The sequence below is a fragment of the Bradyrhizobium sp. CCBAU 11386 genome (assembly GCF_028128955.1).
GTDB lineage: Bacteria > Pseudomonadota > Alphaproteobacteria > Rhizobiales > Xanthobacteraceae > Bradyrhizobium.
On the sequence record NZ_LBKA01000260.1, the window covers coordinates 17,980 to 42,610 of the forward strand.

General features: G+C 63.7%; 22 protein-coding genes. 7 read left to right on the top strand and 15 right to left on the bottom strand.

The genetic code is table 11. The features are described from left to right. The first annotated feature begins 83 nt into the window (after nucleotides 1-83). The gene (locus XI09_RS41980) at nucleotides 84-1,163 is read left to right on the top strand and encodes a quinone oxidoreductase family protein (protein WP_271572185.1); all 1,080 of its coding nucleotides are present in this window, start codon (nucleotides 84-86) and stop codon (nucleotides 1,161-1,163) included. A 127-nt stretch (nucleotides 1,164-1,290) separates the two neighbouring features. Here XI09_RS41980 and XI09_RS41985 read toward each other — a convergent pair whose 3' ends face one another. The 8 genes from XI09_RS41985 to XI09_RS42020 form a co-directional block, all read right to left on the bottom strand. Next, nucleotides 1,291-1,995: an ABC transporter ATP-binding protein gene (locus XI09_RS41985; RefSeq protein ID WP_271572186.1), complete on the bottom strand. Its 705-nt coding sequence runs from the start codon at nucleotides 1,993-1,995 to the stop codon at nucleotides 1,291-1,293. A 7-nt stretch (nucleotides 1,996-2,002) separates the two neighbouring features. Then, nucleotides 2,003-3,283 (bottom strand): lipoprotein-releasing ABC transporter permease subunit, encoded by a 1,281-nt coding sequence (locus XI09_RS41990; protein WP_271572187.1) that lies wholly within the window; start codon nucleotides 3,281-3,283, stop codon nucleotides 2,003-2,005. A gap of 73 nt (nucleotides 3,284-3,356) precedes the next feature. Beyond that, entirely contained in the window at nucleotides 3,357-4,676 is a 1,320-nt protein-coding gene (proS, locus tag XI09_RS41995) for a proline--tRNA ligase (RefSeq protein WP_271572188.1), read from the bottom strand. A gap of 152 nt (nucleotides 4,677-4,828) precedes the next feature. Beyond that, the gene (locus tag XI09_RS42000) at nucleotides 4,829-6,385 is read right to left on the bottom strand and encodes a copper resistance CopC/CopD family protein (RefSeq protein ID WP_271572189.1); all 1,557 of its coding nucleotides are present in this window, start codon (nucleotides 6,383-6,385) and stop codon (nucleotides 4,829-4,831) included. Further along, the gene (locus XI09_RS42005) at nucleotides 6,385-6,903 is read right to left on the bottom strand and encodes a YcnI family copper-binding membrane protein (protein WP_271572190.1); all 519 of its coding nucleotides are present in this window, start codon (nucleotides 6,901-6,903) and stop codon (nucleotides 6,385-6,387) included. Before XI09_RS42005 ends, XI09_RS42000 begins: the two co-directional genes overlap by 1 nt. A 32-nt stretch (nucleotides 6,904-6,935) precedes the next feature. Next, on the bottom strand, nucleotides 6,936-7,457 hold the full coding sequence (locus XI09_RS42010) for a copper chaperone PCu(A)C (RefSeq protein ID WP_271572191.1): 522 nt from the start codon (nucleotides 7,455-7,457) through the stop codon (nucleotides 6,936-6,938). Between the two features lie 41 nt (nucleotides 7,458-7,498). Further along, entirely contained in the window at nucleotides 7,499-9,958 is a 2,460-nt protein-coding gene (locus XI09_RS42015; RefSeq protein ID WP_271572192.1) for a TonB-dependent receptor domain-containing protein, read from the bottom strand. Between the two features lie 84 nt (nucleotides 9,959-10,042). Then, the gene (locus tag XI09_RS42020; protein ID WP_271572193.1) at nucleotides 10,043-10,417 is read right to left on the bottom strand and encodes a DUF2946 domain-containing protein; all 375 of its coding nucleotides are present in this window, start codon (nucleotides 10,415-10,417) and stop codon (nucleotides 10,043-10,045) included. A gap of 480 nt (nucleotides 10,418-10,897) precedes the next feature. On the opposite strand from XI09_RS42020, the gene XI09_RS42025 reads away from it, so the two are divergent. From XI09_RS42025 to XI09_RS42040, 4 genes are all read left to right on the top strand, one after another. Beyond that, on the top strand, nucleotides 10,898-11,302 hold the full coding sequence (locus tag XI09_RS42025) for a globin (protein ID WP_271572194.1): 405 nt from the start codon (nucleotides 10,898-10,900) through the stop codon (nucleotides 11,300-11,302). A gap of 138 nt (nucleotides 11,303-11,440) precedes the next feature. Then, a complete protein-coding gene (locus tag XI09_RS42030; RefSeq protein WP_271572195.1) occupies nucleotides 11,441-12,463 on the top strand; it encodes a sugar ABC transporter substrate-binding protein in 1,023 nt (340 codons plus the stop codon). Between the two features lie 6 nt (nucleotides 12,464-12,469). After that, the gene (locus XI09_RS42035; RefSeq protein ID WP_271572196.1) at nucleotides 12,470-13,972 is read left to right on the top strand and encodes a sugar ABC transporter ATP-binding protein; all 1,503 of its coding nucleotides are present in this window, start codon (nucleotides 12,470-12,472) and stop codon (nucleotides 13,970-13,972) included. Between the two features lie 12 nt (nucleotides 13,973-13,984). Further along, the gene (locus XI09_RS42040) at nucleotides 13,985-15,013 is read left to right on the top strand and encodes an ABC transporter permease (protein WP_271572197.1); all 1,029 of its coding nucleotides are present in this window, start codon (nucleotides 13,985-13,987) and stop codon (nucleotides 15,011-15,013) included. A gap of 175 nt (nucleotides 15,014-15,188) precedes the next feature. Here XI09_RS42040 and XI09_RS42045 read toward each other — a convergent pair whose 3' ends face one another. Together XI09_RS42045 and XI09_RS42050 are read right to left on the bottom strand one after the other, a co-directional pair. Then, the gene (locus XI09_RS42045) at nucleotides 15,189-15,464 is read right to left on the bottom strand and encodes a hypothetical protein (protein WP_271572198.1); all 276 of its coding nucleotides are present in this window, start codon (nucleotides 15,462-15,464) and stop codon (nucleotides 15,189-15,191) included. A 116-nt stretch (nucleotides 15,465-15,580) separates the two neighbouring features. Beyond that, nucleotides 15,581-15,706: a hypothetical protein gene (locus tag XI09_RS42050; protein WP_271572199.1), complete on the bottom strand. Its 126-nt coding sequence runs from the start codon at nucleotides 15,704-15,706 to the stop codon at nucleotides 15,581-15,583. A 624-nt stretch (nucleotides 15,707-16,330) separates the two neighbouring features. Between XI09_RS42050 and XI09_RS42055 the strand changes: the two genes are divergently transcribed. Further along, complete coding sequence (locus XI09_RS42055) at nucleotides 16,331-17,785, top strand: DUF1254 domain-containing protein (protein WP_271572200.1); 1,455 nt, start codon at nucleotides 16,331-16,333, stop codon at nucleotides 17,783-17,785. A 464-nt stretch (nucleotides 17,786-18,249) separates the two neighbouring features. Then, nucleotides 18,250-18,600, top strand: a complete 351-nt coding sequence (locus tag XI09_RS42060; protein ID WP_271572201.1) for a hypothetical protein — start codon at nucleotides 18,250-18,252, stop codon at nucleotides 18,598-18,600. A 405-nt stretch (nucleotides 18,601-19,005) separates the two neighbouring features. Here XI09_RS42060 and XI09_RS42065 read toward each other — a convergent pair whose 3' ends face one another. From XI09_RS42065 to XI09_RS42085, 5 genes are read right to left on the bottom strand one after another with little or no spacing between them, the layout of a single operon-like run. Beyond that, nucleotides 19,006-20,043, bottom strand: coding sequence for an ABC transporter ATP-binding protein (locus tag XI09_RS42065; RefSeq protein ID WP_271572202.1), 1,038 nt, complete (start codon nucleotides 20,041-20,043; stop codon nucleotides 19,006-19,008). Continuing rightward, nucleotides 20,036-21,016, bottom strand: coding sequence for an ABC transporter ATP-binding protein (locus XI09_RS42070; protein ID WP_271572203.1), 981 nt, complete (start codon nucleotides 21,014-21,016; stop codon nucleotides 20,036-20,038). Before XI09_RS42070 ends, XI09_RS42065 begins: the two co-directional genes overlap by 8 nt. After that, the gene (locus XI09_RS42075; protein ID WP_271572204.1) at nucleotides 21,013-21,834 is read right to left on the bottom strand and encodes an ABC transporter permease; all 822 of its coding nucleotides are present in this window, start codon (nucleotides 21,832-21,834) and stop codon (nucleotides 21,013-21,015) included. Before XI09_RS42075 ends, XI09_RS42070 begins: the two co-directional genes overlap by 4 nt. Next, a complete protein-coding gene (locus tag XI09_RS42080) occupies nucleotides 21,831-22,754 on the bottom strand; it encodes an ABC transporter permease (protein WP_271572441.1) in 924 nt (307 codons plus the stop codon). The genes XI09_RS42075 and XI09_RS42080 overlap by 4 nt, the downstream gene beginning before the upstream one ends. A gap of 52 nt (nucleotides 22,755-22,806) precedes the next feature. Beyond that, the gene (locus XI09_RS42085) at nucleotides 22,807-24,396 is read right to left on the bottom strand and encodes an ABC transporter substrate-binding protein (protein ID WP_271572205.1); all 1,590 of its coding nucleotides are present in this window, start codon (nucleotides 24,394-24,396) and stop codon (nucleotides 22,807-22,809) included. Nucleotides 24,397-24,631: the final 235 nt, after the last annotated feature.

The following is a 24,631-nucleotide window of genomic DNA, read 5'->3' on the forward strand; positions in this document are numbered from 1 at the left end:
AAGGAATACTAGGATAATACCAGGCCTTCTTGTCCCCTCCAAGGCGGCGCATATGCGTTTCACCCCACTTCGAGGTGAACATCATGAAAGCCGCCGTACTCAAATCCTTCGGAACGCCGCTGATGATCGAGAATGCCCCTGAACCGGTGCTCGGCACCGGCGAGGTCATCGTCGACGTCGTCGCCACGCGCGTGCTGTCCTATATGAACGAAGTCTTCAGCGGCGAACGAAACTATGCGCTCGATTTGCCGATCATTCCGGGCCCAGGCGGCATCGGCCGGGTACGGGCGATCGGTCCCGACGCAACCAAGCTCAAGATCGGCGACTGGGTGTTCTGCGACCCGACGGTGCGCTCGCGCGACGACGCAATTGCGCCCGACATCGCCCTGCAAGGATTAACGGCCGCCGGCGCCGGCGGCATGCTTCTGCAAAAACATTTCCGCCACGGCTCGTTTGCCGAGCAGATGCGGGTGCCGACCGAGAACGTCAAACGCCTTGGCGCGATCACGTCCGAGGAAGCCACGCAATGGTGCGCGCTGGGGACGCTGCTGGTGCCCTATGGCGGCTTCCTCGCCGCCAACCTCCAACCGGGCGAAACCGTGCTGGTGAGCGGAGCGACCGGCAACTTCGGCAGCGCTGCGGTGTCGGTTGCGCTGGCGATGGGGGCGGCCTGCGTGGTGGCACCCGGCCGCAACGAAAAAATCCTCGCCGACCTCGTCCGCCGCTTCGGCAGCCGCGTGAAGCCGGTCAGGCTCACGGGCAACGAGGACGACGACCGCGAGGCGATGAAGCGCGCCGCGCCGGGGCCGATCGACTGCGTGTTCGACATCATGCCGCCTTCGGTGAGCCCCAATGTCGTGCGCGCGGCGATCATGACGGTGCGCGCTTATGGACGCGTCGTGCTGATGGGCGGCGTCGGCATGGCGGGGGGCGCGGGCCTCGAGCTGCCCTACCCCTGGATCATGCGCAACTGCATCAGCATCCACGGCGTCTGGATGTACCCGCCGGATGCGGCCAGCCGCCTGATCGCGCTGGTGCGATCAGGGCTGTTGCGCCTGGAGGAGTACGAGACCACGGCCTTCGACCTCGACCACGCCAACGACGCCGTGGCGCATGCCGCGGCCAACGGCGGACCGTTCAGATTGACGGTGATCCGGCCGTAAACGGTCGCCTGCCCCGGCGACGCGCCGTCGGCGCTGTTTTGCCTGCCACGTCAAGTACCTGGCAGGCCTCAGGCCGGCAGAGGCTGAAGCAGGCCGGCTACTGTGCATGGGGTTGTTTTCGCAGTTTTTACTCGAGCTCGACCACCTTGCCGTCCGACAGCGACACCCGACGGTCCATGCGGCCGGCGAGCTCCATGTTGTGGGTCGCGATCAGCATCGAGACCCGCGTCGCCTTGACGAGTTGCATCAGCGCCTGGAACACGTGGTCCGCCGTGTGCGGATCGAGGTTGCCGGTCGGCTCGTCCGCAAACAGCACGCGCGGCGCATTCGCCACCGCGCGCGCGATCGCAACGCGCTGCTGCTCGCCGCCCGACAGCTCCGCCGGGCGATGGGTGATGCGGTCACCGAGGCCGAGATAGCCCAGGATCTCCTTGGCGCGCTTGACGCTCTCGGACTTCCTCAGGCCGCGGATCATCTGCGGCAGCATGACGTTCTCGAGCGCCGAGAACTCCGGCAGCAGCCGGTGCGACTGGTAGACGAAGCCGATATCGGTGCGGCGCAGCTGCGTGCGCTCGATGTCGGGCAGCTGTGAGGTCGGCGCGCCGTTGACGTAGACCTCGCCGGAATCGGGCGCTTCCAGCAGCCCCGCGATGTGCAGCAGCGTCGACTTGCCCGAGCCCGACGGCGCCACCAGCGCGACCGACTGTCCGGCCCACAGCGCGAGCTTGGCGCCGTCCAGGATCGTCAGCGGCACCTCGCCCTGCAAGTACTGCCGCTTTATCTCGTGGAGATAAATGACCGGTACATCCTCGGCCCCCTGTTGCTGCTCCATCAGGCCCTCACTCGTACCGGAGCGCTTCGACGGGATCGAGGCGCGCGGCGCGCCACGACGGATACAGCGTCGCCAGGAACGACAGCGTCAGCGCCATGATGACGACGGCCGTGGTCTCGCCGACGTCGATCTCGGCGGGCAGTTTCGACAGGAAATAGAGCTCCGGCGAGAACAGCTCGGTGCTGGTGAGCCAGGACAGGAATTGCCTGATCGATTCGATGTTGAGGCAGATCACGAGGCCGACGAAGAAGCCGACCAGCGTGCCGACCACGCCGATCGAGGCGCCCGTGATCAGGAAGATGCGCATGATCGAGCCTTGCGAGGCGCCCATGGTGCGGAGGATCGCGATGTCGCTGCCCTTGTCCTTCACCAGCATGATCAGGCCGGAGACGATGTTGAGTGCCGCGACCAGCACGATCATGGTCAGGATCAGGAACATCACGTTGCGCTCGACCTGGAGCGCGTTGAAGAAGGTCGAGTTGCGCTGCCGCCAGTCGACCAGGAACACCGGGCGGCCCGCCGCTTCCGTCACCGCCTTGCGGAACGCGTCGATCTTGTCCGGATTGGTGGTGAACACCTCGATCGAGGTGACGTCGTTGCTGCGGTTGAAATAGGCCTGCGCCTCCGCCAGCGGCATGAACACGAAGCCGAGATCGTATTCGGACATGCCGATCTCGAACACGGCGACGATCTTGTAAGGCTTGATGCGCGGCGTCGTGCCCATCGGCGTGACCGCGCCCTTCGGCGCCACCAGCGTGATGCTGTCGCCGGCGTGCAGCGACAGCTGGTCGGCGAGGCGCCGCCCGATCGCGACGCCCTGCCCGTCGTCGAAGCCTTCGAGCGAGCCCTGCTTGATGTTCTTGGCGATCGAGGTGAGGTTGTTGAGGTCGTCGGAGCGGATGCCGCGCACCAGCACGCCCGAGGCGTTCCACGGCGAGGACGCCAGCGCCTGGCCGTCCACCACCGGCGCGGCAAGCCGGATGCCCTGGACCTGGCTGATGCGGTCGGCGACGTCCTTCCAGTCGGTCAGCGGCGATTCCAGCGGCTGAACCAGGATGTGGCCGTTCAGCCCCAGGATCTTGTCGAGCAGCTCCTTGCGGAAGCCGTTCATGACGGCCATCACGATGATCAGCGTCGCCACGCCCAGCATGATGCCGAGGAACGAGAACCCGGCGATGACCGAGATGAATCCCTCCTTGCGGCGCGCCCGCAAATAGCGCCCCGACAGCATCCACTCGAATGGCGCAAAAGGCGCGGTTTGCACGGTTTCGATCATGGTCTCATCCATCGCTCGATAATCCCATGATTCGGGGTCAATTGTGGCCGGATTGGCGGCCGCGATATCGGGCGATGAACAATATTCAGCCGACCAGCCGGGCGACCGCGTCCGCAGGCGACATGGTCTCGCGCGAGCCGTCGCTGCGGCGCTTGAGCTCGACCTTGCCGTCGGCGAGCCCCTTCGGCCCGATCATGATCTGCCAGGGGATGCCGATCAGGTCGGCAGCGGCGAATTTGGCGCCGGCGCGCTGATCGGTGTCGTCGTAGAGCACGTCGACGCCCTTGGCCTGGAGCTCCGTATAGAGCTTCTCGCAGGCCGCATCGACCGCGGCATCGCCCTGCTTGAGGTTCAGCACCACCGCGCGGAACGGGGCGACAGCTTCCGGCCATTTGATGCCGGCATCGTCATGGCAGGCCTCGATGATGGCGCCGAGCAGGCGCGAGACGCCGACACCGTAGGAGCCGCCATGGATCGGCACGTCGACGCCGTCGGGCCCCGCCACCATCGCCTTCATCGGCTCGGAATACTTCGTGCCAAAATAGAAGATCTGGCCGACCTCGATGCCGCGGGTGTTCAGGCGCTTGTCAGAGGGCACTTCCTGCTCGAACCGCGCGGCGTCGTGCACGTCCTCGGTCGCAGCGTAGACCGACGTCCATTGCTTGATGATCGGTGTGAGGTCGCTCTCATAATCGACGTCCTCACCCGGCACCGGCAGGTCCAGCACGTCGCGATTGATGAACACGCCGGATTCGCCGGTTTCGGCGAGCACAATGAATTCGTGGCTGAGATCGCCGCCGATCGGGCCGGTCTCGGCGCGCATCGGGATCGCCTTCAGCCCCATCCGCGCGAAGGTGCGCAAGTATGCGACGAACATCTTGTTGTAGGCGACGCGCGCCGCGGCCTCGTTGAGGTCGAAGGAATAGGCATCCTTCATCAGGAATTCGCGGCCGCGCATCACGCCGAAGCGCGGGCGCTGCTCGTCGCGGAATTTCCATTGGATATGATAGAGATTCAGCGGCAGGTTCTTGTAGGACTTCACATAGGCGCGGAAGATCTCGGTGATCATTTCCTCGTTGGTCGGCCCGTACAGCAGCTCGCGCTTGTGGCGGTCGGCGATGCGCAGCATCTCCGGGCCGTAGGCGTCGTAGCGGCCGCTCTCTCGCCAGAGGTCGGCGAGCTGGAGCGTCGGCATCAGCAGTTCCAGCACACCGGAGCGGTCCTGCTCCTCGCGCACGATCTGCTCGATCTTCTTCAGCACGCGGAAGCCCAGCGGCAGCCAGGCATAGATGCCGGCCGCCTCCTGTCGGATCATGCCGGCACGCAGCATCAGCCGGTGCGAGACGATCTCCGCCTCTTTCGGATTTTCCTTCAGGATGGGCAGAAAGAACCGCGACAACCGCATGGCAACACTCTGGGAATCAGTGAGGGGTTGCAGTGAAACCGGATTGGGAGCGAAAACACAAGACCGGGAATGAGGAAAAGCCGCTAACACGGCGGAATTCCTCGTCATTTTTCCGTCGACTTCAGATTCAGCTCGAGCCGCAGCAGCGCCCCTTACGGCGTCACTTCGAACTCGTCCTCGAGCGTGATCTTCTCGAAGTCGGTCACCAGCGCATCGATCCGCACATGCCAGCGGCCGGCAACGGGCAGCTCGACCTTGCGCACGTGCCAATTGCCGTCCGGCCCGAGCGAGGCGTTCCGCTCCATCGGCTCGATACCGCGCTCGGGCAGGCTCAGGGTCAGCGTCACCTCCTTGGCCGCCAGCGGCGTCGCTTCACCGGTCATGAGCTGGAGCACGAAGTCATCGACGCCGGCCTTGCCCGGCGAAACCAGGACCTGGAACATCGCCTTGTCGGTGTGGATGTGGATCGCCAGCGGCGTCTCCGGAACGATCGTCCGTGGCGGCGGCGTGAAGCGCCAGCCGGCGACGACGGCAAGGATCGCGAGGCCGAGCACGCATTCGAGCAGGATCGAGCGCTTCAGCGCCGGTGCAGCCGCCTCGTCCCGTGCCAGCGCCGGGGTCAGGCGAACGCGATTGAGCGCGGCCAGCGCCAATAGTGCAGCGACCAGCGCGAGCTTGATCGAGAGGATGAGGCCGTAGCGGGTCTCGACCAGCGCAGCCGGCTTTTCAAGCTGGACGACCGCGAGCGCAAGACCGGTCAAAGCCAGCATCGCGACGACAGGCACGGCGATCCGGGAGAAGCGGTTCACGACGGGCAATGCCGCCCCCGGCTTCGAGACGAGTGCAGCAAGCGGGGCCAGCGCCCCGATCCAGAACGCAACGCCGAGGCCGTGGAGGAAGATCGCCGGCCGTGTCACCATTTCGGGCGGTGCCGTTGCGGCGTGTCCGGTCATGGCCAGCGACAAGCCGACGCCGACAAACGCGATGGCCGCAAGCGCCCGCGCGTACCACGCACCACGCAGCGCCAGCATCGCCAGCAGCATCGCGGTAACGGCGACCAGCACTGCGGGACCGGCGCTCGTCGCGGACGCAACCTTCCAGGGGGTAACGGTCGCGAGAGCCGCTGGCGGCAAGCCGAGGAGATCGAGGCCCAGGACGCCAAGGGCGACAACAGCGCTCGGCAGGCCAATCACGAGCGCGACACGCGCCACGGCCGTTCCCGTCATCGACCATGCAATCCAGCGCGCAAAGAACACGCCGCCGACACCGACGAACAGCCCGAGATAGAGACCGACCCGCACCAGCCAGATCAGCGCGTTCAATCCGCTATCCGCAGTGGCCGAAGGCTTCGTCGCGGTCGGCGTGCCGATCGAAAAGACCACCGATCCCGCGACGGGATGGCCGTCCTCGGAGATCACGCGATAGCTGACCACCGCCGTTCCCTGCGGCAGGTCCGGCGGCATCGCGACCCAAATTGTCTCGCCCGACGCGCTGACGCTTGCATCGTCCCGCGCCCTGCCCGCGCCGTCGATCAGCAGAATCGCGCCCGGCGTCACCGCCTCGTTGAAACGCAGCTCCACCGCCTTCGGCGCGGTCTTCAGGATGCTGCCGCTCGCCGGCGCGACCGAGACGAGCGCCGCATGCGCCGACGCGCCGGTCGCGAAGCCGACAATCAGGAGCAGCGTCGCGAGTGCGGCGAGAAGGCGCATCAGGGTTTTGGCAACAGCTTCACGCCAGGCGCCGGCGACTTGCCCTCGTGCGAATGCCCTGCCCCCTCCGCCGGAATTTCGATCCAGCGGCTGACGCCGGTCTCGCACTCCTGGACGACGGGGAAGTACAGGGTCGTGTTCGGCTTGAGCTTGTCGGTCAGGACTGTGTGCATGACGAACTCGTCATAGTTCTTGTCCGGCAGCTTGCCGCCGGACCACGACACTTCCTTGACGCCCGAGGAGAGCCTGTTGCCGTGATAGTCGTACTCGCTGGCATATTTGCCCTCGACGACATCGACGCTCCAGCCCGCCTTCGGCATCGGCTTCACCGCGATCACCCCTTCCGGGATCTGGACGCGGATCTTCACCGTGGGCGAGCCTGCGCAGCCATGCGGCACGGCGAAGACGGCCTTGTACGATGCCCCCACACTCGCCTGCTTGCCTTCGAGGAAGACGTGCGCACTTGCCGGCGCTGCCGCAAGCACGCCGAGAAGGATCAGCCAGGTTCGCTTCGACATGTTCGCTCTCCCGAAGGTTCTGATCACGCTCGTCACATCTTCATTCCCGAATGGTCCGGCATTTTCTTCATCATGTGCCCGCCATCGCCGGGCGCCTGCGCGCCGACGCCCTGGACGTCCAGGGAGACGGCGACCTTGCCGGCCTTCTCGAACTGAAGCGTCACCGGCACCTTGTCGCCCTGCTTGAACGGACCCTTCAGCTCCTGGAGCATCAAATGATAGCCGCCGGGCGCGAACTTCACGGTCTTGCCCGGCTCGATCGCCAGCCCCTTGTCGAGATGACGCATCTTCATCACACCATTGTCCATCGCCATCTCGTGGACCTCGGCCTTGCCGGCGATATCGGCGGAAACGCTGACCAGCTTGTCCGCCACTGAGCCCTTGTTCTCGATGGTGAGATAGCCGCCCGCGACCTTGGCGCCACCAGGCGTCGCCCGGCTCCACGCCTGCGAGATGACGAGATCGCCGGCCTTGACGTCGTCGGCGCGCACCGGGGCTGCAAACATTGCGGCGGAGAGCGCTGCGAGCGCGAGCATGCGTGAGAGCCTGTTCATGTCGTTTGCCTTTCTTGTCGTCGTGAACATCATCCCACCCGTCAGAACGTGTACTTGCCGGCGAGAACGAAGGTTCGCCCCGGGAACGGATGGAACAGGAAATACTGCTCGTTGAAGAGATTATCGATGCCGAAGTCGAACGCGAAATTCTTCGTCGCGTTATAGTGCATCTTCAAGTCCACAACGAAAAAGTTATCGAATGCGCCGTAGACGTGGGAGACACGGTCAGTGTTGTCCAGCGTCGAGTACTGCTTGCCGCTGTAGCGTGCGGCAACGGTATAAGCCCAATTCTCGTTCGGCCGATAGGTGACACCGAATTTGGCGCGCCAGTCCGGGACGTAAGGCACGCGCTTGCCGACGGCGGTCGTGGCAAGGTTCGTCAGAGGATCAACGCCTGCCCAGCTTGTATCGGCCAGAATTCGGGAATCGACGTAAGTCACGCTGCCGAACAACTGTAGACCGTTCATGAGAACGTTGTCCTTGTCGGCGGACAACTCGACACCCTGCAACCTGATCGCATCGACATTGCTGAACGTGGTCGCGCTCTGGGTCGCGTTGATCATGTTGGTCTGCGCAATGATCGCGCTGTTGGTCCGCTCCCTGAACAGGGTCAACCGGACCCGGCCATCATTCCAGTGACGCTCGATATTGAGCTCGCCGGTAAAGTCCTGCTCGGGTTTCAGGAAGGGATTGGCTACCGTGATCGTATTGCCGACGGTCACGTTCTGATACAGTTCGAGAACGGTCGGGTAGCGATAGGCCTCGCCGAAATTGACCGTGATGTTCCAATCCTTGTTCGGGTCGTAGGAGAGCGACGCCTTCGGCGAGAAATTCGTCGACGCAAGGCCCGGCTGGTTCTTCGTGAACGACGAGGTGATGACACCCGTCCCGCTGGCCAAGGTCACGACGTTCTGACCATCGAGCGATTGCCAGGTCTCCAGCCGCCCGCCCAAGGTCAATTTCAGATCGGGCTGGATCTTCCAGGCATCCTGGAGCCAGAGCGCGCCGGTGCGGGTTTCCCCCTGATTGTTCGCGTAAAGCTGTCCCGTGCCGGTCGAGGCCTGATACCAGACGGCCGAGCCATAGGTCGGGTTTTCCAGGCGGTACCGATCGCCGTGGATGCCGAAGCTGATCTCGTGCGCCCCGCCGTAACCGAGCGGGCGCCAGATGCCCTTGGCGTCGGCGTTCTGCCAGTTGGTGCCGTCCATGCGCTGGATCTTGCCGTTCTGCGAGAAGCCGACGCCGGTGGGAGTTACGGTATAGGGATTGAGCTGGGTGTCCTCGAGATAATTGTAGCTCGACGCCGACAGATCGAAATCGAAAGTGCCCTTGGTGTCGCTCTTGATCGCGACCGCGTTGCTCACATGGGTTTCGTCCCAGATATATTTGGCGTTCGCGAAGGTCGTGATGTTGTTGAAGGTCGGCAGCCCGGTCGCCGCCGACCGCAGGTAGGTCTGGGGATCGGAGACCAGATGGTTGTTCCATATCCCGAATGAATAAGTCGCCTGCACCTGCGCCGTTACGTCATAGGCGAGGCGGATATTTCCGGAAGTCTGCTGCGAATGCGCGAGGATGCCCGTGCCGACAACATTGGCGGGAACGCCTTGCTTGTTCAGCGCGGGAAACGTGCCGGTCGTACCGGCCGGGATCGTGCTGCTCGTCGTATAGGTCAACGGCTGCTGAAAACTGTCGAGATAATTGGCGCTGACAAGCCAGGACAGCTTGCCGTCGCGATTGCCCGCGGCCGCACTGGTCTGGCTGGTCACGTAGGTGTCCTTGGTGCCGTACTGATTCCACGGCATCACCGAGACCGTTTCCTTGGCGACCGCAAAGGGCCTGTCCGGCATCTTGGACGAGATCAGCAACACGCCGCCGATCGAATTGCCGGGATAGGCCGCGGCGAACGGGCCATTGAGGTAGTCGACCCGACCGATCGCTTCAGGCGAGATCAGGTTCCACCGTGGCGAGGAGTTCGTGTTGTTGTTGCCGATAAGCGCCGAGATGAGGAGGTCGTCGTAATAGATCAGCGTGCGCGCGCTGGAGTTCACGCCCCAGCTTCGCGTCGCCAGCACCGCCTGGTTGTCGCCGTCGTTGCGCTTCCGCACGAACAGGCTCGGCATGTATTTGACGGCGTCCTCGGGGTCCTTGAGGTTGATGGTCTCATCCATCTCCCTCGCGGTGATGCTGAACGACCGCTGCGGCAATTGATAGCGCGCCACGGCAGCCGGCGGTTCCAGTGACGCGCGGGCACTGCCCGTCCCCTGCTCGCCCGTGAGGGTGGGAGCCGCCCGCTCGCCGGCGGGCTTTGCCGACCGGCTCCTGGCGGCGGCCGTATTCACCGCCGGCTTGCGTGGCTTGGGCTTCACTGCGGCGGGCGCGTCGACGGTCACCGGCGGCAGCACTGCGCTGCTGCTTTGGGCGAAGGCTCCGCTCGACGACGCAAGCAGCGCGGCCTGAACGGCAACGATGCTCACGCCACGGCGGGCATGACAACGTAACATGAGGCATTCCTGACGCCGGCTTTCATCCCGGCTGTTCGACAGCATCAATCGCCAGCGGACGGACCGCGGCGACACCGAGGGTCGTCAGGAAAAGCTTGGAGGCGCGCGCGCCTGGGCACTTCCGCCCTTATGGACGGAAACAGCGGACGTATCCGCCACGTGCCACGCCACGCGCTCGGCGTGGCGGAAGGGAACGGCCAGCGCAACCTCTGGCGACGAATCGAGCGACGCGTTGGCCTGGGCCAGACAGCAGAGCGCGCACGCAGCGCCATGCGCGGTTGGGGTGCCGGTCTGATCGTTCAGGCCGCCCTGTTCATTCGCGCTGTGGCAGATGACGGCGGCGGACAGCGGATCGGCAATGGCCTGACCGGCCGCCCAACAGGCGGCAATCGGCGCCAGCACCTGCATCACCAGGGCGAGCAGGACCAGGGGTAGGAATTTTTGCAGCCGTGCGCGCATCCACCGAACCATTCGTTCGTGCGCTAACTAAACACCCGCCGGGACCTGAGTCGAGGTCAGTTCCGCCGCCCGCTTGGCCCAGCGCAAATTTGCCGAAAACTGTGGTCGGAGCGCCCCGTCGGGGGTCGGGTCCGGCATTTGAGGCAGTCGACCCGCCCCGCCCATCCACAGATTTCTTATATTTGTCATATGCTTACATGGCTAAAAGCCCGATCGTTTCGTTAACTGCTCTTATTTTGAACATTCGTTGCCGAAAATGATGACAAGTGAGAAAAGTTGATCTAGCATCCCTCTTGCTCAGGCTGGCCGAGAGGTCGAAGTCTGGTGGTCCAAGTCTCGGGAGGAGCCCCTGGCGCGCAAAACGCAGCGTCGCCCCGTCAATCAAGAGCAAATCTTAGAATCGGGGATAATAGGGTCGACACAATTTTTGAGCGGGGCTAGGGCCCCGCTCTTTTTTTTGCCTGCATGGCGCCTACGCCGATGAATGTCTCCCCCAATCCGATCGAACGGAGCTTTGAACGCGCGGCCTTGCGCTGCGCGGATCTCACGCCGCTGGTCTACCAACGTCTTTTCACTGAGCACCTGGAAACGCGAGCGATGTTCCGCTCGCAAGGCAGCGAGCTGGTGAAGGGATCGATGCTTGCGCTGACGATCGAGGCGATCCTCGACTTCGCCGGTGAGCGCCGTGGCCATTTCCGGCTGATCGCCTGCGAGGTCGTCTCGCACGATGCCTATGGCACGCCGCGCGCGCTGTTCATCGCCTTCTTCGCCGTCATCAGGGATACGCTGCGCGAGCTGCTCGGCGCCGAATGGGCGCCAGATATCGCGCAGGCCTGGGACACGTTGCTCGTGGACATCGACATATACGCCGCCGCTCAGGCCTGACGCTTTGCGCTGCACCAACGCGGCTGCGGCGATCTCGCGACTGATTGCAGATTGAGTGGCATCAACTCTTGTGAGACACTTTCGGACATCGGTCGCGCAATCAATGACGCGCCGACGATAAATATATGGGAGCGAGCGATGTCCGGGACGAAAGATTTCTCGACGACGAGGCGCGATCTTCTTCAGGCGGCAGCGACCGCCGGCGCCGCAACTGCCATCCTCGGCAGCATGGGCATAAACCCCGCATTGGCAGCCGAGGTCGGACGATCCGAGAAGCCGCTGAAGGCGGCGTTCTCGAACGCGGGCCTCCAGGCGACCTGGTGCGCGCAGGGCAAGCAGGCCGCGGAATTCTGGGGCAAGCTGTTCAACGTCGAAGTCACCTGGTTCGACGGCCAGCTCGATGCGGTGAAGCAGCGCGCCGCGATCGACAACATGGCCTCGCAGAAATGGGATTTCGTCGCGATCCAGGCCTTCGGCATCGGCACCCTCACCCAGCCGGTGCAGAAGATGATCGATGCCGGCACGCCCGTGATCGACATGGACACGCTGATTGCTCCGCTCGACCAGATCAACGTCCACTCCTTCCTCGCCCCCGACAACGAGTTCATGGGCGCCTCGGTGACGCAGGCGCTGTGCAACGCCATGGGCGGCAAGGGCAAGATCATCATGACGCAGGGCGCGCTCGGCCATACCGGCGCGCAAGGGCGCGCCAAGGGCTTCACCAGTGTCGTGAAGCAATTTCCCGGCATCGAGGTGCTCGACACCCAGCCGGCCGACTGGGACGTGTCGAAGACCGCGCGCCTCTGGGAAACGTACCTGACGAAATATCCGCAGATCGACGCGGCGTTCTTCCACAATGACGACATGGCGCTCGCCGCCGCCAACATCATGAAGGCGCGCAATCGCACCAACATCCTGATCGGCGGTGTCGACGCGATGCCGCCCGCGATCCAGGCGGTGAGCGAGGGCCGCATGTTCGCGACCGTGCGCAATCCGTCCTGCCGCATCCATGGCGGCGCGATCATCGCGGGCGTTTCCGCCGTGGTCGGCGGCGAGAAGAGCGGACAGGGCATCCCCAAGAACGTCGTCACCGACGGCCCGGTCGTGACCAAGGCCAACGCCGCCGGAATGCAGTGGATGCAGGATCATTTCCTGATCTGAGCCTCCATGCGAGAGGATCATTCGCCCATCCTGGAACTGCAAGGCATCACGAAGAGCTTCGGCGGCGTCGAGGCGCTTCGTGGTGTCGACTTCGCGCTTCATCCCGGCGAGATCCACGGTCTCGTCGGCGAGAACGGCGCCGGAAAAAGCACGCTGATGAAGATCATCGCCGGCGTGCACACCGAATTTTCCGGCCGCTTCCTGATCGACGGCAAGGAGACACATTTCCGCTCGGCGCGCGACGCGCATGCGGCCGGGATCGCCATGGTGCATCAGGAGCTCAGCGTCGCGCCCGACCTCACGGTCGCGGAGAACGTCTTCCTCGGCAACCAGCCGACCAACGCCCTCGGCCTGGTACAGTGGCGGCGCATGGCGCGCGAGGCCGGCGAGCAGCTTGCCCGCTTCGGCATTAACGTCGATCCGATGAGCCGGCTCGGCGACCTTCCGATCGGGCTCCAGCAGCTGATCGAGATCGCCCGCGTGCTGTTCTCCGGCGCCCGCATCGTCATCCTCGACGAGCCGACCTCCGCCCTCTCCCCGCCCGAGGTCGAGCGGCTGTTCGCGACGCTCAGGCGCTTGCGCGAGGAAGGCACTGCAATCGTCTTCATCTCGCATTTCATCGAGGACATTTTGCGCGTGTCGGACACAGTGACAGTGTTCCGCAACGGACGGAAGGTCGCGGAAACAGCGAGCGCGGCGACCAGCAAGGGCGCGCTGATCGAGGCCATGATCGGCCGCGGCGGCGAGGCGCTCGAGCACAGCTACACCGATGATCTGATGCTGCCCCAGCCGAGCGACAGCTCGGTGATCCTGAAGGTCGACCAGCTTTCGCTGGCCCGCAGCCTGAAGGACATCTCCTTCGAGGCGCGCGCCGGCGAGGTGCTCGGCATCTACGGCTTCATGGGCTGCGGCCAGCAGGAGCTCTCGCGCATCCTGTTCGGCAAGCTGAAGCCGGACGGCGGCACGCTCGCCGTCGAGGGCACGCCCAAGACCTTCGCCAGCACGGCGGCGGCCCGGCGCGCGGGCGTTGCGCTGGTGCCGGAAAGCCGGCGCGACATGCTGTTTCACCAGGAGCCGGTCTACAAGAACATCTCGATCAGCATTCTGGACCGCATCTCCGCATTGCTGCTCAAGCCGGCGCAGGAGCGCGACATCGCCAAACGGCAGGTCGAGCAGCTCCAGATCCGGCCGCCGGTGGTCGGCCTCGATCTCGGCATGCTCTCCGGCGGCAACCAGCAGAAGGTCGCGCTGGCGAAATGGCTGACCTATCCGCCAAAACTGCTGGTGCTGTGCGAGCCGACCCGCGGCATGGATGTCGGCGCCAAGAACGACGTCATCAACATCGTCCGCGACCTCCGCGCCAGGGGGCTCGCGATCATCGTGCTGTCGACCGAGCCGGAAACGGTGCTGTCGCTGGCCGACCGCATCCTCGTGCTCAAGCGCGGCGCGGTGGTGCGGGAGTTCAAGAACGAACCGGTCAGCAAGGACCGCCTGCTGGAAGCGGCGTGACGGAGAAGCACAATGGCGAGCAGTGAGACGGCCTTTGCTGAAGCTCATCGGGCGCGTGGCCTCGCGCCCTTCCTGCGCTCGCAGATGCGCAACATCGCACCGTTCCTGACGCTGATCTTCCTCTCCGCCTTCTTCGCCTTCGCCAGTCCCTCCTTCGCCACGCTCGACAATCTCGGCAACATCCTGACGCAGGTGTCGGTGACCGGCATCATCGCCGTCGGCCTCACCTTCGTGATCCTCTGCGCCGAGATTGACCTCTCGATCGCCAGCATCGCCAACGTCACCGGCATCGCGGTCGCCTACTTCACGCTGCAAGAGTCCTACGTCAACATCGCCAACATCCCCCTGCCCGGCGCGGTTGCGATCCTGCTGTCGATCCTGCTCTGCGCGCTGCTCGGCCTCGTCAATGCGCTGGGACTGACCGTGATCGGCATCCCCTCCTTCATCATGACCTTGGCGATGATGCAGATCGCGGCCGGCATCTCGGCGCTGCTGGTGCGCGGCCAGATCGCCTACAAGGTGCCCGGCCTGATCACGACGCTCGGCTCGGGCTCGATCGGCGGCATCCCATGGATCGTCATCGTCGCGGCCATCATGCTGCTCGGCGGCCATCTGGTGCTGACCTACACGCGCTTCGGCCGCTACGTCTACATGGTCGGCGGCAACCGCGAGGCGGCCGAATATTCCGGCCTCAACGTCAAGCTCATCCTCGGCGCCGTCATGGTGATCTCGGCGGTGTGCTCCGGCATCGGCGGCATGCTGGGCGTCGCCCATTTCGGCAGCGCGCAGCAGAACGAGTTCGACACCTATCTGCTCGACTCCATCGCCGCGGTCGTCGTCGGCGGCACCAGCCTGTTCGGCGGCCGCGGCGGCATCGGCAACACCATCGTCGGCCTGTTTGTGCTCGGCGTCCTCAACAACGGCCTCGACCACGTCAACATCGACAGCTTCCTGAAGATCCTGATCCGCGGCCTGATCCTGCTGGTTGCGCTGGTCATCAACGTCTATGCGCAGCGGCTGAGGGAGAAAGCGGCGGAGTAGACCGCCTCAAAACAAAAAATGCGAAAACAACCCCATGCACAGTAGAAACTGTGAGGAAGTTCAGCCGCTTACCAAACCCGCAATTGCGTGAGTGCGACCGCGCCGACATTTGACTCGTCGGGCAAAACAGGGGCACAACGCCATCTTGGCGCCGATCCCGTAGGGAGCACAGAGCTCAGGGGAGCGGTTCGACCTTTGCCGCCATGTCGGGGACGCGGGTAATTCTGAACCTGGCGTTGCTGCATTTCAGAACCCAAACGTCGCGATCAGGTCGAGACAACCTCGCATTCTTCTTTGCGCCGAGTGGCTTTTCGCAAGTGAAGCCTTGTGTGCGGATCTGGGCCGCCAGCATTCCCTGAATCGTTTCGGCCGGAATTTGCTGCGCCCGCACTTGCGGACCGAAAAGAATAAAAGCGAAGACAAACAGTAATGATCCAGATGCTCTATGCATGATTGCAACCCTTGAAGCAGCCGCCCCGCGAGTTCGAATGTCGCACTATAGCAGAAACACCGGTGTTGTCCGCGCCCGGACGAACCCGCGCGGCCTGCTCCAGTTCGCCTCCGTACTCACAGATACGCCGTGCAGGAACTGACCCACACCAGGATCGAGGCGAACAGGCCGATCACGCCTGCATTCTCGGCAAACACAGCGGCGCTGCCGGACATTCCCAGACGAAGCGAGTCACGGCTCATCCCGTCAGGTATCGATATCTCGGCCGGAAATACCGTCGTACCGCCAAGCGCGTTTGTACACGCCGGCCCATAGCGCGACGAGGTAGAGGCACAAAATAATGACCAAGGCTGGTCCTCACTGGACGGTTGTGCTAGCGTTCCATTCGCAGGGAGGTTTCAAGAAATATCTATCATCGCCTCATCGCAACTCTTTCACCACGCCTCATTTCGAATCACGCATACGCCGTCAGGCGTTTGATGCATTGCACATTGCCTCGCCCTGGCGCGCCCAAGCACGAGTGTTTCAAGTCGTTCCGTAGTTTTTTGTACAAGGAATGATGTCATGCCTATCGCAATGCTGAATCATATTTTCGGAATGCTCGCCGTAACCGCGACGTTGCGCGGGACCGAAACAGCGTTCGCCCGGAACGCGGCAGCCCCACCTCCGCCCTGTCATTGAGACGAACGAAGACGCGGGGAACGCGCGCGACGCGTGGGTCAAGGCTTCCGCGATATGATGTGGATCAACTGATCGAAAATTCGCCGGGCTCGACCGTCACGAGAGGCGAGACGATTCCGACGTTGGACAAGGAGAATTGAACGAAGCCGTAAATCCAAATCAAAAATCAACAGAGGAGGTTCGAGATGTTTCGAGGATTCCTGCCACTGACATTGTCTCTCTGCCTTGGTGCGGCGACAGCACCAGCGGCGCTGGCTCAATCGGCGCCGCCGATCACCGAACAGGAGGCGCACGCCATCGCGGTCGACGCCTATGTTTACTTCTACTCCATCATGTCGATGGATGTATCCCGCAAGCAATTCACCAACGGCACGACCGATTTCAGGGGGCCGATGAACACGTTCGTCAACGTGCCCGAATACCCGCCGGCGGATTTCAAAGGCGTGGTGCGTTCCAACTTCGATACGCTGTATTCCGTCTCCTGGCTCGACATGACCAAGGAGCCGGTTGTCATCTCAGCGCCGGATACCGATGGGCGCTACTATCTGCTGCCGATGCTCGACATGTGGACGGACGTCTTCGCATCGCCGGGCTGGCGCACGACGGGCACCAAGGCCGGGACGTTCCTGGTGGCGCCGGCGAACTGGCGGCCGGATCTGCGCGACAGATTCGCTGAGGAGTTCAAGCTTCCAAAAGACACCCAACGCATCGACGCGCCAACGCCCTACGTCTGGCTGATCGGCCGGACCAAGACCGACGGGCCGCCGGATTATGATGCGGTCCACAAGATCCAGGCCGGCTACAAGGTCACTCTGCTTTCCGAGTATGGCAAAACGCCCAGGCCGGTCGAATTCAAGCCGGACCCAAGCGTCGACATGAAGACGCCGCCAAAGGCGCAGGTCGATACCATGACGGCAGGGGTGTATTTCGCCTATGCCGCGGAATTGCTGAAGCTGCATCCGCCTCACATCACCGACGAACCGATCCTCGCGCAGATGAAGAAAATCGGCATCGAGCCCGGCAAGAGCTTTGACATCGGCAAGCTCGACCCGGCCGTGCAAAGGGCGCTGGAGACCGCACCGCAGGACGCGCAGAAGCTGATGGCCTGGAAGGTGCCGACGCTGGCGCGGGTTGCCAACGGCTGGGGGATGAACACCGACACGATGGGTGTTTACGGCAACTACTACCTGAAGCGGGCCATTGTCGCGCAGCAGGGGCTTGGCGCCAACGTGGTCGAGGATGCCATCTATCCGCTCAATCTCGCCGACGACACCGGTAAGCCGCTCGATGGCGCGAACAAATACACCGTCACCTTCGAGAAGGGCGCCACGCCGCCTGTCAACGCGTTCTGGTCGATCACGCTCTATGATCAGGACGGCTTCCAGGTCGGCAACACGCTGAACCGCTTTGCGGTCTCTAGCTGGATGCCATTCAAGTACAATGCGGATGGCTCGCTCGACCTCTATTTCCAGAACGCGAGCCCCGGCAAGGAGCTCGAAGCCAACTGGCTTCCTGCACCGAAGGCGCCGTTCAATCTGACCATGCGCCTGTACGCGCCGAAGTCGGAAGCGCTGACCGGCAAATGGAATCCGCCGCCGGTTGTGAAGTCGCAAACAACGGTGGGCATTTCTGCCCAATAAAAGTTGACGGCACGCCGGCGCTTCGGCGCCGGCGTCCGACCGCTTGAACCCGCGGCTTGGCGGTCAGGCTCGACGGTTCTGGTGCAAGTCCGTTTGAAAGGGGCAGTACTCCTTCCGTAGTTCTCCAAGTACGAACATAGTTCCGCCCTCCTCGGCTGCGTTAAAAATCAACACCGAGCGGCTGGCAAGAAACAATCCTCGCAGTCCCAGGAACCGATGCGTTGAGTGTTCGCTCGCCGTAGCGCAGATGCGCGGATCGCTCTCACGCGATTGCCATTGCATTTTGATACGGAGCATCAAATGAACTCCATGTTTGACGACAGGCTCGTGGAAGGGCAGATCGCAAGCTTGGAGGAGCAACTGTCGAACCTGGCACGCGAAGCAGGGTCAGTTCTTCGGCCGCGCCGATCAGCATCAAGCAGTCCCCCATCACCCTCGCAACGCTTCAGGCGGATTGGCGATATGTGGCTTTCGTCGGTTCCCTGTTGGCGGCATCCCTTGGTGTGGTTGCCTGGTGGTGGTCATTCTCCGCTGATACAGCAAAGATGCCTCCCTCAGACCCAGCACCTCTGGCTCGCGCCGCGCCGGAGGCGGTCGTGCCGAGCGCCGTTGCCCTGCGTTCCGAGTTGTCGCAGCAGTTTCAACCGATGGCGCGTGATCTCGCTGCCTTGAGCCAAACGGTCGAACAGCTTAAGGCGAGGCAGGAACAATTGATCCGCGACAATGAAACTCTGGCAAGCCAACTCATGGCGAGTCGAGAGGAATCGGAGCGCAACAACGGCATCATCTTCGAGATCAAGGCCGATCAGATGTAAATGGCGCGCGAAAGCCAGACGCTCACCGAGCGGCTCAACGCAAGTCAGGACCAACTCGCCCGCGTCATCGCCAACGCTTCACAGCCAAAGGCAATCCCCGAAACGTCACCAACGACGAGCCCCGAAGAACCAATGACGATGCCCGAAGCGTCACCAACGGTGAGCTCTGAAGAACCCAAAGTGGCACCTGACATACCGCTGCCACGTCCGCGGCAGTCGGCCAATGTCGTCCAAACGCAAAGGCCGGCGCGAACCCTGGAGCGGCCCGAGGCCAAGAAGCCGCGACCGTCAATCTCATGGCCATGGTCAGCGCACTAAAGCGGGCATCGACGTTCCACAGAAATTGACGCTGCGAGCGGTGGCAGCCGGCGAACTTGGGATGCGGCAACGGACGCGCTCTCCATTCTAGGGATGTCCGCTTTCGGTCGAGGCCAATGCCGCCTGCCCCGCAATCTCCTCACTTCGCCAACACCTCACTGCATGCCCGTCCGGCCGCGTCTCCAGCGACGGACCGGGCTCGCTCCGGCACACGGCTTCGGCGTGACGGCAGCGTGGGCTGAAGGCGCATCCGTTCGGCGGATCGAGCGGATTGGGAAGGTCACCCCCTGTCGTCGCCAGCGGTGCATGGTGCAGCGGATCGGGGATGGCGGCGATCAGGGCCTGCGTATAGGGGTGCGCCGGCCGTTCGAAAATCTCGCGCCAGTCGCCATTCTCCACGATGCGGCCGAGATACATCACGGCGACCCTGTCGCTCATGTGCTCGACCACGCCGAGGTCGTGGCTGATCATGATGTAGGAGAGGCCGAGCGTCTCCTTCAATTCCAGCAGCAGATTGATGATCTGGGCGCGGATCGAGACATCGAGGGCCGAGACGGGCTCGTCGCAGATGACGATCTTGGGATTGAGGATCAGGGCGCGCGCAATGCCGATGCGCTGGCGCTGGCCGCCCGAGAATTCATGCGGGTAGCGGTCGGCCTGTTCGGGCCGCAGGCCCACATGCCGCAGCATCGTCGCGACGCGGTCCTCGATCTCGCTTGCGGCGGTCACGCCATGCACCCGCAGGGGATCCTCGAGCGTGCGGCGAACGGTCTGGCGCGGGTTGAGCGAGGCGTAGGGATCCTGAAACACCATTTGCACGATGCGGGCCAACGCCTTGCGATCGCCGGATTGCCTGTTCGTCACGACCTGCCCGTCCAGCACGATGCGGCCGTGCGTCGGGGTCAGCAGACCAAGGATCGACAATGCGACCGTCGACTTGCCGGAGCCGGACTCGCCGACGAGGCCGAGGCATTCGCCGCGCTTCAGCCTGAGATCGACACCGTCGACGGCACGGAGCAGCCGCCGGCCGCGGCCCAGCAAGCCGCCCCCCAGCGGAAAATGAACCGCGAGATCCTCGATGCTGAGAATGACGTCGCCGTCCGGCCTGCCCTGCGGTTCATGCATGGTGGTGACACCTCACCAATCCGCCCGCCTCCAGCCATGTCGTCTCCGGCGCAGTGGTCCGGCAAATATCGGTCGCCTGCGCACAACGTGGATTGAACCTGCAGCCATCAGGGAAAGCCGTGATCGCCGGGACGACGCCCGCGATCTCCTGGAGCCTGGTACGGCCGAGTGCCGCGCGGCTGCCCAGCCGCGGCAACGAGTCGACCAGGCCTTGCGTATAGGGGTGCGAGGGCGCACGGAAGATATCGGCCGAGCCGCGCTCCTCGACGATGCGGCCGGCATACATCACGGCCACGCGGCGACAGACATTGGCGACCAGGCCAAGATCGTGGCTGATCATCAGGATGGCCGTTCCTCTCTCGGCACAGAGATTCCGCATCAGTTCGATAATCTCCGCCTGAACGGTCACATCGAGCGCGGTGGTCGGCTCGTCGGCGATCAGAAGATCCGGGCCGCATGCGAGCGCGATGGCGATCATCACGCGCTGGCGCATGCCGCCCGACAGCTGGTGCGGGTAGTCCTTCACGCGCCGCTCCGGCGCGGGAACACGGACGCTCGCCAGCGCCTCGACCGCCAGCTGGTCGGCCTCGCGCCAGCTCTTGCCCTGATGCAGCACGAACATCTCGGCGATCTGCCGTCCCACCGGCGAGACCGGATTCAGCGCCGTCATCGGCTCCTGGAAGATCATGGCGATGCGGTTGCCGCGCAGCGCCCGCTGCCCGGCGGCTGGGAGCCGCTGGATCTCCCGCCCCTCAAACCGGATGACGCCGCCGCCGATCGACAAGGGCGGCCGCAACAGGCCGATCAGGGCCAGCGCCGTAATGCTCTTGCCGCAGCCGGATTCGCCGACCAGGCCGAACGTCTCGCCGCGATCGATGCGGAATGAAACGCCCTCCACAGCGGGAACCTGGCTGGAGCCGTGGTTGAGGTCGATGCGCAAATCCTCGACTTCGATCAGCGGCGAGCCCGTCATGTGCGCCGGCTCCGCGATTGCGGATCGAGAATGTCGCGCAGGCCATCGCCGAGCAGGTTGAGGCCGAGCACCGTCAGGAAGATGGCAAGGCCGGGAAACACCGAGAGCCACGGCGCCGTGGTGATCTGGTCGCGGGCTTCCGACAGCATGCTGCCCCAGCTTGGAAAAGGCGGGCGGACGCCGAGGCCGAGGAACGACAATGCGGCTTCGGACAAGACCGCGCTGCCCATGCCAAGCGTGCCGATGACGACGATGGGTCCGAGCATGTTCGGCAAGAGCTGCGTGATCATGATGCGCACATCGCCGTAGCCGAGCACGGTTGCAGCCTGCACGTAGCCCTGGCTCCTCAGCGACAGCGCCGAGGCCCGTGCGATCCTGCAGGTGAAGGACCAGTTGGTCAATCCAAGTGCGATGAGCAGGCTGGTCAGGCCGGGTCCCAGCACCGCCATGATGGCCAACGCGAAGATCAGCGAGGGGATCGCGAGCATGAGATTGGTGAGGCCGTTGACGACGTCGTCCCACCAGCCGCCCCAATAGCCGGCGCTCAGCCCCAGCGCCACGCCGATGACGCTGTTGATGAGCTGCGAGACGATGCCGACCGTCAGCGAGATGCGCGCGCCGTAGACGACGCGGGAATAGATGTCGCGGCCCTGCCCGTCGGTCCCGAACCACCAGGTCCAGCTCGGGGGCTCTTCCGCGTTCATCAAATTGGCGTCCAGGACAGGATCGGTGTGCGCCAGCCAGGGTGCGAGCAGGCCGACCAGGATCGCAAGCGCGAACAAGGCACCACCGATGACGAGATTGGCGCGGAGCTTCATGCGTATCTGATCCTGGGATCGATCACGCCGTAAAGCACGTCGATCAGCAAGTTGATCGCGAGAAAGAACAGCACCACCACGAGAATGGAGCCCTGGACGGCGGGAATGTCGCGTTGCAGGACGCTGTCGACGAGCAGTGAGCCGATGCCCGGCCAGGAGAACAGTTTCTCGACGACGACCGCCTGCCCCATCAGCGCGCCGAATTGCAGGCCCATTGTCGTGAGAATCAGGACGAGCGCGTTGCGCATCACGTGCCACTTCACGACGCGCGTCTCGCTCATGCCCTTCGATCGCGCCGTGCGGACAAAGTCGGCGTGCATGATCTCGAGGACTGCGGCGCGCGTCGTCCGGGCCAGCAGCGCCATCGGCGAGACGCCGAGTGTCACGGCCGGCAGGATCAGATTTTTGAGGCCGCCATCACCATAGCCGAAACTCGGCAGCCAGCCGAGCTTCAACGCGAACAGGTACATCAGCAGCAGTCCGAGCCAGAACTTGGCCATTGAAAGACCCGACACCGCCACGACCATCGCCGCGCTGTCGACGATACCACCCGGCCGCAAAGCCGCGACGAAGCCGAGCGGCACGCCGATCGCGACCGCAAATGCCATGGACGCGAAGATCAATTGCAGGGTCGGCCCCATCCGCTTGGCGATCATGGTCGTGACCGGCTCGCGCGTCCGGAACGACGTCCCGAAATCACCGGTCGCGAGCCTGGCAATGTAGGAGCCGAACCGCAGGTAGACGGGCTCGTCGAGGCCGAGCTGCTTCTTCATGCGCGCCTCGACCTGCGGATCGCTGTCGTCGCTCATGGTCGAGACGATGCTGCCGGGAACGACGCTGAACAGCACGAAGACCAGCATCACCACGGCAAGCACGGTCGGAATGGTTTGCAGGAGTCGACGGATCAGGAAGGAGAGCATCGTCACTTTTCTTCTCTCCCTCCATCGCTTGTGGCGATGGAGGGAGCGCGTGTCACTTCGCGGGCGAGGTTTCGTCGACCCAGAGGTCTTCGACGGTCTGATGGGTCAGCTCCGTCGCATTCAGCTGAACTCCCTTGAGCCACGGCTGCACCGCCATGACCGCCTTGTTGTAGTTGAAGAACCAGACCGGCGCCTCGTCATAGAGCAGCGCGTTGGCCTTTTGCAGCAGCTGGCCGCGCTTTGCGGCGTCGTCGGTCTGCCCGGCCTCGTCGATCAACTTGTCGAAGTCTGCGTTCTTGAAGTTCATGTAGTTGCAGGCTGATTGCGGCGTCGACGAGTGGAAGCATTTGAGGGCGGCCTGCGGATCCGGGCCGGTCTGCTGGGAGTAGATGAAGGCCTGGTAGTCGCCGCTGCGAACCACCTCCGCCAGAACCGCGGTCTCGACCTGCTTGACCTTCGCCTTGATGCCCACCTTGTCCAGCATCGGGATGACGGCCGTGACGATCGGCAGGCCCCAGCTTTCATTCTGGCTGGTGGTCCATTCGAACTCGAAGCCTGAGGGATAGCCTGCGTCGGCCAGCAGCTGCTTGGCCTTGGCGGGATCGAAGGCATAGGGCTTCATGGTCTTGTCGTAGAGCGGCGAGGTCAGCGGCAGCCAGCTGGTGGCGCGATAGGCCTTGTTCTTGACCAGCTTGTTGATGATCAGGTCGGTGTCGATCGCATAGTTGATGGCCTGCCGGACGCGCTTGTCGGCGAACGGCTTGAAGCCGGTATTCATCCCCATGTAACGCGTGAAGACCTCGGCGACCTCGACGATGGTGCCCTTGAGGTCCGCGTCGGACTGGTAGGCGACATACTGCGCGGGTCCCAGCACCGAGGTGTCGATCTCCTTGTTGCGGAAGGCGACATCGCGGGCCGCGGCCTCGCCCATGACCGACACGATGACCTTGTCGGCGTAGGGCTTGCCGGGCTTGTAGAACCGGTCCCACCGCTCCAGGACGATGCGCGATCCCGGCACGTGCTCGACGAACTTGAACGGTCCAAGACCGATCGGTTTCTGGATAAAGCCCTCCTTGGCGGCCTCGTCGGCGGGATAGATCGAGGTCAGCGCGGTGAAGAAGTAGAAGCCCGGATCGACCTTCTCGGTCAGCTTCATCTCAACGGTGAAGTCGTCGATCTTCTTCAGGCCGGAGATTTCCTTGGCCTGGCCCTTCTCGACTGCGGCGGCGCCCTCGATCACGCGGACGTAGCGCGCGCCGGGATAGGCCTTGGCGCCGTCCATGATGCGGTTGTAGGACCAGATGACGTCGTCGGCGGTCATCTTGCGGCCATTGTGGAAATAGGCGTCGTCGCGCAGCTTGAAGGTGTGAACGAGGCCTCCGCCCGAGACCACGTCCTCCTTGGCGAGTTCCAGGACAGGCTTGCCTTCCGCGGAATTCCAGATGTAGAGCGACCGGTGCAGGCCCTTGGCGTAGATCTCGTCCTGGGCGCGCTGGGTGGTGTGAATGTCCAGACTGGTGAAACTCGAACCGTAGGGCGCGGTCATGCGGATGGTTCCGCCCTTGCGCGGTGTCTGGGCCTCCGCCGTGGCGGCGAGCGCCAGTCCCAAACCAGCGACGATCGCCACAATCCTGAACATCATGTCCCCTCCGGCACTGCAGGCATATTCCAGTCACGGAGTTGACCACTCGCGGCACGTCGAGTGCAAGCTCCTCTTTTCGCCTTGGATGCCGCAGTTCCTTGCAACGCATCGTTCGAGACGCCCGCTTGGCGGCGGGCCGTCGGGATCCGGTCGTGCATTGCGGCGAAATCCTCAACCCGTTGGGAATCGGGAGCGGAAACAACGATCTACGAGCGGTGAACGTCCTGCGTAATCG

What these genes read in the sequence shown, in the direction of transcription:
- XI09_RS42005 (WP_271572190.1), bottom strand. Translation starts at nt 6,903, where the DNA reads ATGTCGAAGCGAACCTGGCTGATCCTTCTCGGCGTGCTTGCGGCAGCG.
- XI09_RS42075 (WP_271572204.1), bottom strand. Translation starts at nt 21,834, where the DNA reads ATGAAGCTCCGCGCCAATCTCGTCATCGGTGGTGCCTTGTTCGCGCTT.
- XI09_RS41980 (WP_271572185.1), top strand. Translation starts at nt 84, where the DNA reads ATGAAAGCCGCCGTACTCAAATCCTTCGGAACGCCGCTGATGATCGAG.
- XI09_RS42020 (WP_271572193.1), bottom strand. Translation starts at nt 10,417, where the DNA reads ATGCGCGCACGGCTGCAAAAATTCCTACCCCTGGTCCTGCTCGCCCTG.
- XI09_RS42050 (WP_271572199.1), bottom strand. Translation starts at nt 15,706, where the DNA reads ATGAGCCGTGACTCGCTTCGTCTGGGAATGTCCGGCAGCGCCGCTGTG.
- XI09_RS42030 (WP_271572195.1), top strand. Translation starts at nt 11,441, where the DNA reads ATGTCCGGGACGAAAGATTTCTCGACGACGAGGCGCGATCTTCTTCAG.
- XI09_RS42025 (WP_271572194.1), top strand. Translation starts at nt 10,898, where the DNA reads ATGAATGTCTCCCCCAATCCGATCGAACGGAGCTTTGAACGCGCGGCC.
- proS (WP_271572188.1), bottom strand. Translation starts at nt 4,676, where the DNA reads ATGCGGTTGTCGCGGTTCTTTCTGCCCATCCTGAAGGAAAATCCGAAA.
- XI09_RS42065 (WP_271572202.1), bottom strand. Translation starts at nt 20,043, where the DNA reads ATGCATGAACCGCAGGGCAGGCCGGACGGCGACGTCATTCTCAGCATC.
- XI09_RS41985 (WP_271572186.1), bottom strand. Translation starts at nt 1,995, where the DNA reads ATGGAGCAGCAACAGGGGGCCGAGGATGTACCGGTCATTTATCTCCAC.
- XI09_RS42035 (WP_271572196.1), top strand. Translation starts at nt 12,470, where the DNA reads ATGCGAGAGGATCATTCGCCCATCCTGGAACTGCAAGGCATCACGAAG.
- XI09_RS42000 (WP_271572189.1), bottom strand. Translation starts at nt 6,385, where the DNA reads ATGCGCCTTCTCGCCGCACTCGCGACGCTGCTCCTGATTGTCGGCTTC.
- XI09_RS42070 (WP_271572203.1), bottom strand. Translation starts at nt 21,016, where the DNA reads ATGACGGGCTCGCCGCTGATCGAAGTCGAGGATTTGCGCATCGACCTC.
- XI09_RS42045 (WP_271572198.1), bottom strand. Translation starts at nt 15,464, where the DNA reads ATGCATAGAGCATCTGGATCATTACTGTTTGTCTTCGCTTTTATTCTT.
- XI09_RS41990 (WP_271572187.1), bottom strand. Translation starts at nt 3,283, where the DNA reads ATGGATGAGACCATGATCGAAACCGTGCAAACCGCGCCTTTTGCGCCA.
- XI09_RS42010 (WP_271572191.1), bottom strand. Translation starts at nt 7,457, where the DNA reads ATGAACAGGCTCTCACGCATGCTCGCGCTCGCAGCGCTCTCCGCCGCA.
- XI09_RS42055 (WP_271572200.1), top strand. Translation starts at nt 16,331, where the DNA reads ATGTTTCGAGGATTCCTGCCACTGACATTGTCTCTCTGCCTTGGTGCG.
- XI09_RS42080 (WP_271572441.1), bottom strand. Translation starts at nt 22,754, where the DNA reads ATGCTCTCCTTCCTGATCCGTCGACTCCTGCAAACCATTCCGACCGTG.
- XI09_RS42040 (WP_271572197.1), top strand. Translation starts at nt 13,985, where the DNA reads ATGGCGAGCAGTGAGACGGCCTTTGCTGAAGCTCATCGGGCGCGTGGC.
- XI09_RS42015 (WP_271572192.1), bottom strand. Translation starts at nt 9,958, where the DNA reads ATGTTACGTTGTCATGCCCGCCGTGGCGTGAGCATCGTTGCCGTTCAG.
- XI09_RS42085 (WP_271572205.1), bottom strand. Translation starts at nt 24,396, where the DNA reads ATGATGTTCAGGATTGTGGCGATCGTCGCTGGTTTGGGACTGGCGCTC.